We start from the raw sequence: 12,652 nt of genomic DNA, 5'->3' as shown, positions 1-12,652 counted from the left end.
GGGCCATGCGGCTACTAGTTGATCGCGATCTCGTAGCGCATGCCGTGCTCGCCGGGTCCGAGCGGCACCATGAACAACGCCAGGTCGCCGTGCTCGGGATGCACCATCACGTGCGTGCCCTGGGGCCAATAGCCGTCGTTGGGGCCGCTCTCGACGACGGCGCTGAAGGGTTGCCTGCCCTCAGGCGGCTTCTCCCCACGGCGGGCGACTTCGACCACGCGCCCGCTCTGACTGCTATCGCCGAAGCACAGCGTGACATCGCGGTCGATCAGGTTTTCGAAATCTTCGATGGTTAGCTTGTCGAGCATGCTGGTTCCGGAGGCTTGATCGGCGGCAATGGTAACCGGCGCGGCGGCGCGATTCGACAGCGGCGGCGATGGTGGCGGCCAGTATACTGGGCCCGGCTACCAGTCATTACAGGGGCAGACTCATGCTTGAAGTGATCATCCTCGCCGCCGGTGAGGGCAAGCGGATGAATTCCGCCCGGCCCAAGGTGCTCCAGCCGGTCGGCGGACGGCCGATGCTGCAGCATCTCGTCGACACCGCCCGTGAACTGCGGCCGGACGCCATCCGCGTGGTCATCGGCGCCGGCGCCGACCAGGTGCGCGCCGTGCTGGACGGGCAGGGGATCGACTGGGTGATGCAGTCCGAACGTCGTGGTACCGGTCATGCAGCCGCCCAGGCCCTGCCCCGGGTCGACCCCGCCGCGCGGGTCCTCGTATTGCCCGGCGACATGCCCCTGATTCGCGCGGCCACGCTTGCGCGACTGCTCGAGAGCGAAGCCGATCTCGCCGTGCTCAGTTTCGTCGCCGCCGACCCGACCGGTTATGGACGAATCGTTCGGGAAGGCGGCCACGTGACGGCGATTCGCGAGGAAAAGGACGCCAGCGACGAGGAACGCCGCATCGACGAGGTCAACAGCGGCGTGCTCTGCGCGGCCGCGACCGATCTGTCGGGCTGGCTCGAAGCCGTGGGCGACGACAACGCCCAGGGCGAGTACTACCTGACCGACTGCATCGGCATCGCGGCCGGAGCGGGGCGGAACGTGTCCGCGACCATCGCCGAGCAGGCCGAGGAACTCCTCGGTGCGAACGATCGCGCCCAGCTCGCCGAACTCGAGGGCGTCTTCCAGGCGCGCGCGCGCGCGGCGCTGCTGGCCGAGGGCGTGACCCTGCTCGATCCCGATTCGGTCCAGGTGCGTGGGCCGGTGGTCAGCGGGCGCGATGTGAGTATCGACGTCAACGTCGTGCTCGAGGGCAGCAATCGCTTCGGCGACGAGGTGGTGATCGGGCCCGGCTGCGTGATCCGCGACTGCGACCTGGCGGCCGGCACACGCATCGAGCCGATGAGCGTGCTCGAGGGCGTGCGCACCACCGGGGCCTGCTCGGTCGGGCCGTTCGCGCGTCTGCGCGCCGGCACCGAACTGGCCGAGGGCGCCAAGGTGGGCAACTTCGTCGAGACCAAGAAGGCCCGGCTGGCGGCCGGCGCCAAGGCCTCGCACCTGAGCTACATCGGCGATGCGGAAGTCGGCGAGGGCGCCAATATCGGCGCGGGCACCATCACCTGCAACTACGACGGCGTGAACAAGCACCGCACCGTGATCGGCAAGGGCGCGTTCATCGGGTCGAACTCTTCCCTGGTCGCGCCGGTCGAAATAGGGGAGGAGGCCACGATCGGCGCAGGGAGCGTGATCGCCTCCGACGCCCCCGAGGGTCAGCTGACGGTCTCCAGGGCCCGCCAGCGCAGCATTCCCGGCTGGAAGAGGCCGGCCGCGAAGGACAAAAAATAGCTGAGCGGAGTTGGCGCGGAGGCCGCGCCTGCGGTATTCTCGTCCCCTTCCAGTTTTTTTCCAGAGATTCTGTTTCAAAAATGCGTAGACGTCATCGAGAAGAGGAAGAAGCCGAGATCAACATCACACCGATGCTCGACATCGTGTTCATCATGTTGATCTTCTTCATCGTGACCACCTCGTTCGTGCGCGAGCAGGGCCTGGACATCTCCCGCCCCTCGCAGAGCGAACAGAAGACGGTGCAGGAAGACCAGAACCTGCCGATCGTCGTGCGCATCGACCAGACCAGCATGATCACGGTCAACAAGCGCCGCGTGGAGCCGGATGCCCTGCGCGCCAACCTGGAGCGGGAATACGCCCAGAGCCCGCAGTCGCCGCTGATCGTGGCCGCGCACCCGGACGCCAACACCAACGCCCTGGTGCAGGTGCTGGATTCGGCCAACGTGGTCGGCATCAGCAACATTTCCGTGGCGACCGAGAACCAGTAAGGTATCGGCGAGCAAACCAGCAAGGAGCCCGCGATGAACGAAGAGTATTCGCCCGAGTCCGATATGAGCAGCGACGACAAGGAAACCAATAACTGGGCCATGATCCTGCATCTGTCGATGCTTTCCGGCCTGGTGGTTCCGCTGGCCGGACTGGTCGTGCCCATCGTCATCTACGTGCTCAAGAAGGACAGCATGCCGGGCCTCAAGCCCCACGGCTATGTCGTTTTCAACTGGATGATCAGCGCGATCATCTACGCCATCATCAGCATGATCCTGATGATCGTGGGTATCGGCTTCCTGCTGCTGGCTGCGCTCGGCCTCGTCAGCCTGATCTTCCCGATCATCGGCGGGGTCAAGGCCTCCGAGGGCGAAGTCTGGCCCTACCCTCTGTCCATCAAGTTCTTCAAGTAAATAATCGGCGCCGGCCGCGTCCCCTGCCGGGGGCGGGGCTTCGGCACCGGGGAAACGAATCCTGAAATGACTCAAGAAAAGCCTCGCCTGGTCTACGAAAACCTGACCTTCTTCATCGCCATCGCCGTGCTGGGCTTCGTTGCCGCGCCGGCGTGGTTTTTCATGTACGGCTTCAGCGGCTGGACCTGGGCTTTCGCCGGCATCTTCTGGGTGCTCAGCGGCCTGTCGATCACCGCTGGCTACCATCGCCTGTGGTCGCACCGCACCTACAAGGCGGCCTGGCCGCTGAGGCTGTTCTTCGCCGTCTTCGGCGCCCAGTCGCTGCAGAATTCCGTGCTGGTCTGGTGCGCCCGCCATCGCGTGCACCATCGCTACGTCGACGATGTCGAGCGCGACCCGCACTCGATCAAGTCCGGCTTCTGGCACGCCCACATGGGCTGGATGCTGCGCAGGTACCCCACCAGCGAGATCGATTTCGACCAGGTGCGCGATCTCGAGCGCGATCCGATCGTGGCGTGGCAGCATCGCCACTACTGGCCGCTGACCTGGGGCATGAACCTCGGCCTGCCGCTGCTGCTGGGCTGGCTCGTCGGCGACATCGTCGGCATGGTGTTGCTGGCCGGTGCGTTCCGTCTGGCGTTTTCGCAGCAGTGCACGTTCTTCATCAACTCGCTGGCCCACACCCTGGGCAAGCGCACGCACAACCTCGAAAACACCGCGCGCGACAGCGGCGTCGTCGCCCTGCTGACCTGGGGCGAGGGTTACCACAATTTCCACCACGCCTTCCAGGCCGACTACCGCAACGGCATCAGCTGGTGGCAGTTCGATCCGGGCAAGTGGCTGATCGCCGCGGCGTCCTGGATGGGCCTGGCCTACGAGCTGCGGCGCACGCCGCGCTTCAAGATCCGCCGCGCGCGTCTTCAGGTGCAGTTCCGCGAACTGCAGGAGCGCCTGGCTGGCAGTCCCGATGCCATGACCTGGTCGGAAACGCTCGAGCGCGAGTACCAGCAGTTCAAGGACACCGTGGCGCAGTGGCAGGCCGTGCAGGCCGAGCGCGTCGCCGCCGGCAAGGCGGCCATCCGCGACAAGTGGCGCCGCACCGAACTGTCCACGCGCTACCGCGAACTCGAATACCGCCTCAAGATGCAGGCACGCCGCCTGGCCACCCTCCGCCAGGCTGCCGCTGCGGCGTAGTCAGATCGCGTTGCGGGTGGTACGGGTTCTCGCAACGGCGCAAAGGCGCCAAGGTCGCAAGGAATTGAAAACGTAACTTGCGATAAAGACAGTTCAGCAGCCCGGCAAGTGCTGAAAAGTGGAGATCGATTACGAAATCACCGGCCAATCGGCCGGTGTTTTTTTTGAGTATTGGTTCCTTTGCGACCCTAGCGCCTTGGCGCCATTGCGAGAAAGCGACAACGTTCCCGCTGCCCCCTTCCGACGACCGTTTACGCCTCCAGGCCGAAGAATCGTTCTGCCGTCGCCGTGGTTTCCTCGGCCAGCTGGTCGGGGCTGACGCCGCGGCAGGCGGCGACGGTGCCGGCGATCCAGGGCAGCCATTGCGGTTCGTTGCGGCGGGTCTTGATCTTCGGTTTCATGTTGCGCGGCTTGAGGTAGGGTGCGTCGGTCTCGAGCATCAGGCGGCCGGCCGGTATCTCGTGAACGAACTCCTTGAGGTGGTGGCCGCGTCGTTCGTCGCAGATCCAGCCGGTGATGCCGATATGGCAGTCCATCTCCAGGTACTCGAGCATCGCTTCGCGCGTGTCGGTGAAGCAGTGGACGACCGCGCCGGCCAGGTGCGGGCGGAACTCGCGGAAGATGGCCACGAAGTCGTCGTGGGCGTCGCGCTGATGCAGGAACACCGGCTTGCCGCAGTCGACGGCCAGCTCGAGTTGGCGCTCGAAGGCGCGGCGCTGCGCCGGGCGCGGCGAGAAGTCGCGGAAATAGTCGAGCCCGCATTCGCCGACCGCGACGACGTCGGTTTCGCGGTGCAGTTCGGCCAGGACGCTGAGTGTCTCGGCGCCGACTTCCTCGGCGTGATGGGGGTGAACGCCGGCGGTCGCGTAGAGCACGCCCGGCCAGTGACCCGACAGTTCGTGTGCCTGGACGCTTCCCGCCTCGGTCGCCCCGGTGACGACCATTCGTTTCACGCCCGCCTCCCGGGCCGTCTCGATGACGGTTTCGCGGTCGTGGTCGAAGGAGTCGTGGGTGAGGTTGCAGCCGATGTCGATCAGTTCCATGGCGCGGAATTGTACCGCCCCTGATCTCGTTATTCGTCCTCGTTGTTTCCGACCCTGCTGGGGCGGCTGAAAATCCAGGCGGCGACCAGGAGCAGGCAGGCGCCGACTGCAATCAGCACCGAAGGTGATGCGCCCGCCATCCACAGCACGAAGACGCTCAGCGCCATCGCGCCCGCCGCCGTCCACCGCGCCGGATTCGAGATGACGCCGTGGCGATGCCAGTCCCGCAAGGCCGGACCGTAGCGTGGGTGCCGGAACAGGCGGTAGCGGAATCGCGGCGAGGCCTTGGAGCCGGTCCACAGCGCGATCAGCAGGAAAACGGTCGTCGGCATCAGCGGCAGGAAGGCGCCGACGGCACCGAGCCCGATGGCGATCCAGGTGAGGATCAGCCAGAAAAGCCGGGCGGAGCGGGGATCGAGAGCCATGGAGCCGGAATTATACGCCCGGCCCTCGGCCGCTATTCCAGGCGGATCTGGAGGATACGCGCCATTTCCGGCGCGAGCTTCGGCGTGACCAGGTCGGCGAGCGTGTAGCCGTCGAGCACTTCGAGAAATGCGCGTAGCGCTTCGTCGAGCATCCGGGGCAGGGCGCAGGCGGGGGTGATGATGCAGCGGTTCTCCGGCCGGAAGCATTCGACGAGGCCGAAATCCGGCTCCATGTCGCGCACCACCCGGCCGATCACGATCTCGCCCGGCTCGTGACCCAGCCGGATGCCGCCGCCGCTGCCGCGGGTCGAAAGGATGTAGCCCAGGCCGGCGAGTTTGTGCGCGACCTTCATCAGGTGGTTGCGCGAGATGCCGAAGGCCTCGGAGATTTCCTGGATCGTGACGCGGCGCTCCCCCGTCAGGGCCAGGTGCATGAGAACGCGAAGGGCGAGGTCGGCGTGATGGGTCAGGCGCATGGTCGGGTCCTCATCCGGGGCGACCGTCGGCGCGGGGGCGCACGAGGATCGGCAGGTAGAGCCACAGGAAAACTGCGAAGGCGGCGAACCAGGCGGCGGTGCTGGTCATGACCCCGGCGCGCCAGGGCAGCCAATCCAGGGCCGTGACCAGACGAACGGTCGCGGCGGCGAGAATCAGCGCGTAGGCGGCGACCGCACCCTTCGGCAGTTCCAGGGCTCGCCCGGTGTGGCCCAGCGCGACGCGCGTCATCACGCCGATGATGAGCACGCCCATGGCGCCCGGGCCCAGCGCATGCATCCAGGCTGTGGAAGCCGGGCTGCCGGTGCCGTAGCCGAAGGCCATGAGAATCAGGCCGAGCGGAATCCAGGCGTAGCCGGCGTGCAGGATCCAGACGAGCGCGTCCGAACGTGCCTGCCAGCCCCGCCAGCCGATCACGCGAACGGCGTTGGCCAGGCCCGCCACGCCGGCCAGGAGGGCCAGCACGGCCGCCGGCGCCCCTGCCATCAGGGCCAGCGCCAACAGCGCGACCGAGGTAACGCTCGCGGTCTCGACCAGCGGCCAGCTGCGCACGACCTCCGGCCGGATCTCCCGGCGCAGCAGCCAGTTGCGCGTGAACGCCGGCGTGATTCGGCCGCCAATGATGACCATGAGCAAAACGATCAGGCCCACCGTACCCAGCTCCACGCGGCGGACCAGCTCCGGTTGCTGCGTCCACCAGCCGGCGTGGAAGAGGAGGTTGGCCAGGGCCAGGGCGGAGACTACCGCCACGAGGGGCAGGTTGCGGTAGTTGGCCGTTCCCACGATGACGCGCCCGGCATAGACCGCGACCGCGACGAAGAAGCCCACATCGATCGCGGCGACCAGAGCATGCGGCAGCACCGCAGACAGCCAGAGGGCGATTCGGCCGGCCAGCCACAGGCCGAACAGCGCCTGCAGGCCGCGACCGGACAGTGGCTGCGCCCCGGTCCAGTTGCACATCGCCGTGAGAAGGAAGCCTGCGATCGCGGCACCCGCCATGCCGAACAGCATCTCGTGGCTGTGCCACTGCATCGGCGGATGGTCGCCGGCCAGGGGCCAGCCCAGCAGCAAGAGGCCGAGCCAGCCGGCCAGGGCCAGGATGGCGTAGCCGGCCGCGGCCAGGAAGAACGGGCGAAACGGGCAAGCCCACAGCGCCGACTCCCGGCGCCTGGTTTCGATCAGGGTGTCGGTTGGCATCTTGTTGCGATCCGGGTCGGTTCGACGCGTGAAGGGCGGGTCAGTACGAAGGTCCCCGCGGCGGCGAACAGGGTGCCCAGGCCGGCGAGCAGCGCCGGGTCGGCGCCGGTGAGCCACAGGGACGCGAGGCTGGCGGCCATCAGGCCGCAGGCCAGCCATTTCGCTCCGACGGGGATGGCGCCGTGACGCTGCCACGCTCTCAGCGGGCCGCCGAAGCGCGGGTGCCGGTAGAGACGATACCGGAGCCGCGGCATCGCTCGGGAGCCGGCCCAAAGCGCGAGCAGCAGGAAGGGCGTCGTCGGCAGCACGGGTAGCACCGTGCCCGCCGTCCCCAGGCCGAGTCCGGTCCAGGTCAGGGCGAGCCACATCCAGCGGGGCGCTGCTTGTTTGCCGACATTATTCATGTATCAAGTATACATCTACATAATATGCATGTAAAATGCATCAACGGTCGCGCAGGGTAAGGCGGCCATTCGAAAGGCAGACAGAAAAGGAGAGAAACAATGACCCCGTCAACACGCTTCTGGTGGGTGCTGGCCGTCATCTGCATCTTGTCCTTCGCGACACTGGGTTTCATCGGCACCGAGATCTATCGCCAGATGCCGCCGGTGCCCGCGCAGGTCATGAGCGAGGACGGTGACCTCATCTACACCCGCGAACAAATCCAGACAGGTCGCCAGGTCTGGCAGACCCTCGGCGGCCAGCAGGTCGGCTCGGTCTGGGGCCACGGCGCCTATCTGGCGCCCGACTGGTCGGCCGACTGGCTGCACCGGGAGGCGACCGCGCTGCTCGATATCTGGGCGCAGCAGGAATACGGCGTCGGCCTCGCCAGCCTCGACGGCGAAACCCGGGCGGTACTCGAGCACCGCCTCGAAAAGGAGATGCGGGCCAACCGCTACGACGAGACGACCGACTCCATTACAGTCAGCGCCGAACGCGCAGCAGCCATCGCGCGTGTGCACGAACACTACACCGGCGTGTTCAGCAACGACCCGGATTTCGAGGCCCTGCGCGAACAGTACGCCATCGCCAACGACGCCATTCCCTCGGCCGAGCACCGCGACCTGATGCCCGCCTTCTTCTTCTGGGCTTCCTGGGCCGCGACCACGCAACGGCCCGACAGCGAAATCACCTACACCAGCAATTGGCCGCCCGAGCCGCTGGTAGGCAATTCCCCGACAACCGGTACGGCCATGTGGTCGATCGCCTCGATCATCCTTCTTCTGGCCGGAATCGGCGCGTTGACCTGGTATTACGTGGCCACTCACGACAGCGGACACCTGCAGACGCCGCCCAGGAGCGATCCCCTGCTGGGCATGAACCCCACGCCCTCGCAGCGCGCCTCGGCCAAGTACTTCTACACGGCGCTGGCGCTGTTCCTCGCGCAGATCGTCCTGGGCGCGACGACGGCCCACTACGCCGTCGAGGGCCACGAGTTCTACGGCTTCAACCTGTCCGAAATCCTGCCCTATGCCGTGACCCGGACCTGGCACACCCAGCTGGGTATCTTCTGGATCGCGACCGCCTGGTTGGCGACCGGGCTCTACCTGGCGCCGGCCCTGTCCGGCCACGAACCGAAGTTCCAGAAGCTGGGTGTCAACATTCTCTATGTGGCCCTGCTGATCGTGGTCGTCGGCTCGATGGCCGGCGAGTGGTTCGGCGTCCAGCAGCGCCTGGGCCTGGACATCAACTTCTGGATCGGCCACCAGGGCTGGGAGTACGTCGATCTCGGACGCTTCTGGCAGATTCTTCTGTTCGGCGGCCTGCTGATCTGGCTCGGCCTGATGGGCCGGTCGCTTTGGCCGGCGCTGCGCCAGCCTTCCGAGAACCGCGCCCTGATCACGATCCTGTTCCTGTCGACGATCGCGATCGGCCTGTTCTACGGCGCCGGGTTGACCTGGGGCAAGCACACGCACCTTTCGATCATCACCTACTGGCGCTGGTGGGTCGTGCATCTCTGGGTGGAAGGCTTCTTCGAAGTGTTCGCGACCTCGGCGATCGCGCTGCTGTTCACCCGGCTCGGCCTGGTTCGCGCCAGGCTGGCCACCGAGGTCGTGCTGTTTGCCACCATCGTCTTTCTCACTGGCGGCATCCTGGGCACGCTGCACCACCTCTACTTCGCCGGCACGCCGACTTCGGTGATCGCCGTGGGCGCCGTGTTCTCCGCCCTGGAAGTGGTGCCGCTAGTGCTGATCGGCTTCGAGGCCTTCGAGAACTATCGACTGCACAAGGCCGCGCCATGGGTCGAACGCTACAAGTGGCCGATCCTGCTCTTCGTGGCGGTCGCATTCTGGAACCTGGTCGGCGCGGGCCTGCTCGGCTTCCTGATCAACCCGCCGATTTCGCTCTACTACGTGCAGGGGCTCAACACCACGGCGGCCCACGGCCACGCCGCCCTGTTCGGCGTCTACGGCCTGCTTGGCATCGGCCTGATGTTGTTCTGCCTCAGGGGCATGACGCGAGATCGCGCCTGGAACGATCGGCTGCTCAAGCACGCCTTCTGGTGGCTCAACATCGGACTGGCCGCGATGGTCTTCCTGTCGCTTCTTCCGGCGGGCGTCTACCAGGCGTTCTGGTCCGTCACCGAGGGCCTGTGGTATGCGCGCTCCCCGGAAGTGGTCCACTCGGCCTGGATGCGCGGCATGGTCTGGATGCGGGTCCCCGGCGACATCATCTTTGCCGTCGGCGGTGTGCTCCTGGCCTGGTTCACCTTCCGCCTGTGGCGGGGCAGCCGGCAGCCTGAACTCAGCGCGCCGGCGGCAACGGAGCCGGTGGGCTGAGGCAAGACGAGGCAACAGGCAATGCAGCGGCCGGGCACTGTCCCGGCCGTTTGCTTTGGGTAGAATAAAGGGGGCGCCGGCTTAGCTCAGCAGGTAGAGCGGTTGCGGTGTCCCGGCGGCGCTTCTTTCAAGCTTCGCTTGAAAACCGCACCACCGGAACGATTAGAATTGCATCCTAGGTCAATGGTGGCAGTTCATTGGACCTTCTTGCCGGCTTAGCTCAGTTGGTAGAGCGGCTGATTTGTAATCAGTAGGTCGGGAGTTCGAATCTCTCAGCCGGCACCATTTCTTTTCCTTCCTGTACCTTCCTTCACATCCTCGGGGCTACGTTTCCGCTTTCGGCAAACGGAGCATCGAAATGAAACATTTCCTCGCCATACTCGCGCTGCTGGTGCTGTCGGGCTGCGCCATGATGCGGGGCGGGCCGCCGCTGGAGACGGTCGATCGGGTCGATCTCGAGCGCTACATGGGGCAGTGGTACGTGATCGCCAACATTCCCTATTTCGGGGAGCGCGGCAACGTGGCCGGCCGGGCCATCTACCGGATGCGGGACGACGGGCGCATCGACGACATCTACCGTTACCGGGACGGCAGCTTCGACGCGCCGGAAGAGGAGATGACGGGCGTGGCCTGGGTGGTCGACGAGGAGACCAACGCGGAATGGAAGGTGCAGTTCTACTGGCCGATTCGCTTCGGCTACTACATCATCGGGCTCGACGAAGACTACCAGTGGACGGTGGTCGGACATCCCTCCCGCGAATATGCCTGGATCATGGCGCGCGAGCCCGTCGTGTCCGACGAGCGCTACGAGGCGCTGCTGGCGCTTCTGGAAGCCCGCGGATTCGATTCCTCCCAGCTGCAGAAGGTGCCGCAGCGTCCGGAGCAGGTCGGTCAGCGGGGCTTTCAGTGATGGTCGTCGACGGAATCGGGGCGCCAGTCCGGCTCTCTCCTGCGCCGGCGCTCCACGAATCGCTCGGGAGCCAGTGACACCATGACTTCCAGATCCGTGGCCACGGGGTGGCCGGCGAGGCGGTCGGCGATGAGGTCGGCACACAGCGGCGTGTGGGTCATGCCCTTGGAGCCGTGGGCGATGTCGAGCCAGACGCGTCGATCGAGCGTGTGCGGATTCTCCCGGGGCTCGGGCAGCGGCCCCACCATCGGCAAGGTATCCGGCGACTGTGCGCGGAGGCCGGCATGCTGACCGACGATTTCGATGTACTCCCCGCCGAGCGCGCGCCACAGCGAAGGAACATGGCGTTGCAGCTCGGACAGGTTGAGTTGGTCGTCGGCGGGGTCGACGACCGCTTCCTCGCGCTGGCGATCAAAGGTGGCGCCGATGCAATGCACGCCCTCGAAAGCCGGCGTCACGTAGCCGGCGTGACAGTGCGCCTCGCGCCAGGCCAGGCTGGCCGCGGTTGCCCTGCAGAAGCTGACCTGCCCGCGAACGACCCGCAGGGGCAGCCAGTCCAGACCCTCGAATCCGCGGGTTGCCCCGGCAGTGCACAGGACGACCGCGTCGCCCTCGACATGATCGCCTGAGCCCAGCTCCGCTCTCGCCTCTTGACCGCCGCCGATGGACCGAACGTGGGCCGCGACGGTCGAGATTCTCGGGTGGTCGAGCAGGAATCGACACCAGGCGCCGGGGCGCAGGCTGCCGGCACCTTCGATACGCACCCGCTCGTCTCCCGCCGGGTGGAGCAGTTCTTGAGGCCAGGCCCCGCTGGCCAGGGCCTTGCGCGTCTTTTCGGCGACCCGGGGATCGACGAGGTGCTGGATCACGCCGTCCAGCCGTCCGTCGCTCTCATCCCGGGGAAAGCCCATTCGGCGCAGCCACTCCCGGGCGCGCAGAAGCGCGCCGAGGTAGAAGCGGTTCTGCGCATTGAGATGGTGACTGGCCGTTGTGTAGAGCACCGCCGCCAGGGAAGACGGGATCTCGCCGGACAGTCGGGGATCCACGACGGTGGCTGACCAGCCGCGTTCGGCCAGGGCGCGCGCCGCGGTGCAGCCGGCGAACCCGGCGCCGACCACGATGGCCCGGCCGCGCCTTGTCCGCTGGGCCGCGCTTTCACCGGGCATGCGCGCGACCAGACGGTGGCGTTTTCCGCCGAAGCCTTCGCGCCGTTCGACTTCGAAGCCCGCACTCGCCAGTCCCCGTTTGACCACACCGGCGGCGGTGAAGGTCGCGACCGTTGCCCCGGGCCTCGATCGCGCCCCGAGCGTTGCGAACAGCTCCTCGCTCCACAACTCGGGGTTGCGCGAGGGTGCGAAGCCGTCGAGGAACCAGGCGTCGATCCGATCCGGCCCGGCTTGCCACAGCGTGGCGGCATCTCCGAACATCAGGGTCAGCTCCACGCGTTCGGCCAGCCGGATGCGGTGGAGCCCCGGGGCCGGCGGTGGCCAGCCCGCGAGGAGTGCCCGGGCGGGTTCGGCCAGTCGGGGCCAGTGCGACGCGGCGCGAGCGAGATCCTCGCGCGTCAGCGGGTGGCACTCGGCCGAGTAGATATGCAGGTGCGCCGAGGACGGCGCATGGCGGTCGAAACACTCGGCCGCCAGTAACGCGTTCAGGCCGGTGCCGAAGCCGGTCTCCCCGATCACGAACAGCCCGTCGTCGGGCAGTTCGACGAAGCGCCGCGGCAGGTCGCTGGCTTCGATGAAGACGGCGGTGCTTTCGGCCATGCCCCGGCCCGGCATGAAGTAGCTGTCGCCGTATTCGGGGGCGAAGGGCGTGTCATCGCGCCAGTCGATCTTCGCGGTCTGCAGCGGCGGGAGGATGAAGTCGGGCATCTTCAGGGTCGGGCAAAGCCGACATTCTAAGGCGGCGACGCTCGGG

General features: G+C 66.7%; 13 protein-coding genes and 1 tRNA gene. 7 read left to right on the top strand and 7 right to left on the bottom strand.

Annotated elements, in window-relative coordinates; genetic code table 11:
• Positions 1–14: 14 nt before the first annotated feature.
• Positions 15–308, bottom strand: coding sequence for a DUF6916 family protein (locus DZC52_RS07375; RefSeq protein ID WP_116650486.1), 294 nt, complete (start codon positions 306–308; stop codon positions 15–17).
• A gap of 122 nt (positions 309–430) precedes the next feature.
• On the opposite strand from DZC52_RS07375, the gene glmU reads away from it, so the two are divergent.
• The 4 genes from glmU (at position 431) to DZC52_RS07355 (ending at position 3,882) form a co-directional block, all read left to right on the top strand.
• Complete coding sequence (gene glmU / locus DZC52_RS07370; protein WP_220338300.1) at positions 431–1,789, top strand: bifunctional UDP-N-acetylglucosamine diphosphorylase/glucosamine-1-phosphate N-acetyltransferase GlmU; 1,359 nt, start codon at positions 431–433, stop codon at positions 1,787–1,789.
• Positions 1,790–1,869: 80 nt separating this feature from the next.
• Positions 1,870–2,277, top strand: coding sequence for an ExbD/TolR family protein (locus tag DZC52_RS07365; protein WP_116650484.1), 408 nt, complete (start codon positions 1,870–1,872; stop codon positions 2,275–2,277).
• 33 nt (positions 2,278–2,310) lie between these two features.
• The gene (locus DZC52_RS07360) at positions 2,311–2,688 is read left to right on the top strand and encodes a DUF4870 domain-containing protein (RefSeq protein ID WP_220338299.1); all 378 of its coding nucleotides are present in this window, start codon (positions 2,311–2,313) and stop codon (positions 2,686–2,688) included.
• Between the two features lie 66 nt (positions 2,689–2,754).
• Positions 2,755–3,882, top strand: a complete 1,128-nt coding sequence (locus DZC52_RS07355) for an acyl-CoA desaturase (RefSeq protein WP_116650483.1) — start codon at positions 2,755–2,757, stop codon at positions 3,880–3,882.
• Between the two features lie 251 nt (positions 3,883–4,133).
• On the opposite strand, the gene DZC52_RS07350 is transcribed toward DZC52_RS07355, so the two are convergent.
• Genes DZC52_RS07350 through DZC52_RS07330 form a run of 5 tightly spaced genes read right to left on the bottom strand, consistent with a single transcriptional unit; the run spans position 4,134 to position 7,446 of the window.
• Complete coding sequence (locus DZC52_RS07350; RefSeq protein WP_116650482.1) at positions 4,134–4,925, bottom strand: TatD family hydrolase; 792 nt, start codon at positions 4,923–4,925, stop codon at positions 4,134–4,136.
• 29 nt (positions 4,926–4,954) lie between these two features.
• Complete coding sequence (locus DZC52_RS07345) at positions 4,955–5,350, bottom strand: YbaN family protein (RefSeq protein ID WP_116650481.1); 396 nt, start codon at positions 5,348–5,350, stop codon at positions 4,955–4,957.
• A 32-nt stretch (positions 5,351–5,382) separates the two neighbouring features.
• Positions 5,383–5,826 carry an RrF2 family transcriptional regulator gene (locus DZC52_RS07340; protein ID WP_116650480.1) on the bottom strand — a complete coding sequence of 148 codons (444 nt, stop codon included), beginning with the start codon at positions 5,824–5,826 and terminating at the stop codon, positions 5,383–5,385.
• 10 nt (positions 5,827–5,836) lie between these two features.
• Complete coding sequence (locus DZC52_RS07335; protein WP_116650479.1) at positions 5,837–7,042, bottom strand: NnrS family protein; 1,206 nt, start codon at positions 7,040–7,042, stop codon at positions 5,837–5,839.
• Positions 7,024–7,446 (bottom strand): YbaN family protein, encoded by a 423-nt coding sequence (locus DZC52_RS07330; RefSeq protein WP_116650478.1) that lies wholly within the window; start codon positions 7,444–7,446, stop codon positions 7,024–7,026. Before DZC52_RS07330 ends, DZC52_RS07335 begins: the two co-directional genes overlap by 19 nt.
• Before the next feature lie 99 nt (positions 7,447–7,545).
• Here DZC52_RS07330 and DZC52_RS07325 point away from each other — a divergent pair, with 99 nt between their 5' ends.
• The 3 genes from DZC52_RS07325 (at position 7,546) to DZC52_RS07315 (ending at position 10,732) form a co-directional block, all read left to right on the top strand.
• A complete protein-coding gene (locus tag DZC52_RS07325; protein WP_116650477.1) occupies positions 7,546–9,822 on the top strand; it encodes a nitric-oxide reductase large subunit in 2,277 nt (758 codons plus the stop codon).
• Between the two features lie 209 nt (positions 9,823–10,031).
• A tRNA-Thr gene (locus DZC52_RS07320) sits at positions 10,032–10,107 on the top strand.
• 73 nt (positions 10,108–10,180) lie between these two features.
• The gene (locus tag DZC52_RS07315; RefSeq protein ID WP_220338298.1) at positions 10,181–10,732 is read left to right on the top strand and encodes a lipocalin family protein; all 552 of its coding nucleotides are present in this window, start codon (positions 10,181–10,183) and stop codon (positions 10,730–10,732) included.
• Here the strand turns inward: DZC52_RS07315 and mnmC1 are convergent.
• Positions 10,726–12,606 (bottom strand): FAD-dependent 5-carboxymethylaminomethyl-2-thiouridine(34) oxidoreductase MnmC1, encoded by a 1,881-nt coding sequence (gene mnmC1 / locus DZC52_RS07310; RefSeq protein WP_116650476.1) that lies wholly within the window; start codon positions 12,604–12,606, stop codon positions 10,726–10,728. The genes DZC52_RS07315 and mnmC1 overlap by 7 nt on opposite strands.
• Positions 12,607–12,652: the final 46 nt, after the last annotated feature.

The organism is Wenzhouxiangella sediminis (assembly GCF_003410055.1).
Classification (GTDB): domain Bacteria; phylum Pseudomonadota; class Gammaproteobacteria; order Xanthomonadales; family Wenzhouxiangellaceae; genus Wenzhouxiangella; species Wenzhouxiangella sediminis.
The sequence above is the reverse complement of the archived record's forward strand: the minus strand, read 5'-3'. Positions and strand labels throughout refer to the sequence as shown.

What these genes read in the sequence shown, in the direction of transcription:
- DZC52_RS07355 (WP_116650483.1), top strand. Translation starts at nt 2,755, where the DNA reads ATGACTCAAGAAAAGCCTCGCCTGGTCTACGAAAACCTGACCTTCTTC.
- DZC52_RS07325 (WP_116650477.1), top strand. Translation starts at nt 7,546, where the DNA reads ATGACCCCGTCAACACGCTTCTGGTGGGTGCTGGCCGTCATCTGCATC.
- DZC52_RS07330 (WP_116650478.1), bottom strand. Translation starts at nt 7,446, where the DNA reads ATGAATAATGTCGGCAAACAAGCAGCGCCCCGCTGGATGTGGCTCGCC.
- DZC52_RS07335 (WP_116650479.1), bottom strand. Translation starts at nt 7,042, where the DNA reads ATGCCAACCGACACCCTGATCGAAACCAGGCGCCGGGAGTCGGCGCTG.
- DZC52_RS07365 (WP_116650484.1), top strand. Translation starts at nt 1,870, where the DNA reads ATGCGTAGACGTCATCGAGAAGAGGAAGAAGCCGAGATCAACATCACA.
- DZC52_RS07360 (WP_220338299.1), top strand. Translation starts at nt 2,311, where the DNA reads ATGAACGAAGAGTATTCGCCCGAGTCCGATATGAGCAGCGACGACAAG.
- DZC52_RS07350 (WP_116650482.1), bottom strand. Translation starts at nt 4,925, where the DNA reads ATGGAACTGATCGACATCGGCTGCAACCTCACCCACGACTCCTTCGAC.
- DZC52_RS07345 (WP_116650481.1), bottom strand. Translation starts at nt 5,350, where the DNA reads ATGGCTCTCGATCCCCGCTCCGCCCGGCTTTTCTGGCTGATCCTCACC.
- glmU (WP_220338300.1), top strand. Translation starts at nt 431, where the DNA reads ATGCTTGAAGTGATCATCCTCGCCGCCGGTGAGGGCAAGCGGATGAAT.
- DZC52_RS07315 (WP_220338298.1), top strand. Translation starts at nt 10,181, where the DNA reads ATGAAACATTTCCTCGCCATACTCGCGCTGCTGGTGCTGTCGGGCTGC.
- DZC52_RS07375 (WP_116650486.1), bottom strand. Translation starts at nt 308, where the DNA reads ATGCTCGACAAGCTAACCATCGAAGATTTCGAAAACCTGATCGACCGC.
- DZC52_RS07340 (WP_116650480.1), bottom strand. Translation starts at nt 5,826, where the DNA reads ATGCGCCTGACCCATCACGCCGACCTCGCCCTTCGCGTTCTCATGCAC.
- mnmC1 (WP_116650476.1), bottom strand. Translation starts at nt 12,606, where the DNA reads ATGCCCGACTTCATCCTCCCGCCGCTGCAGACCGCGAAGATCGACTGG.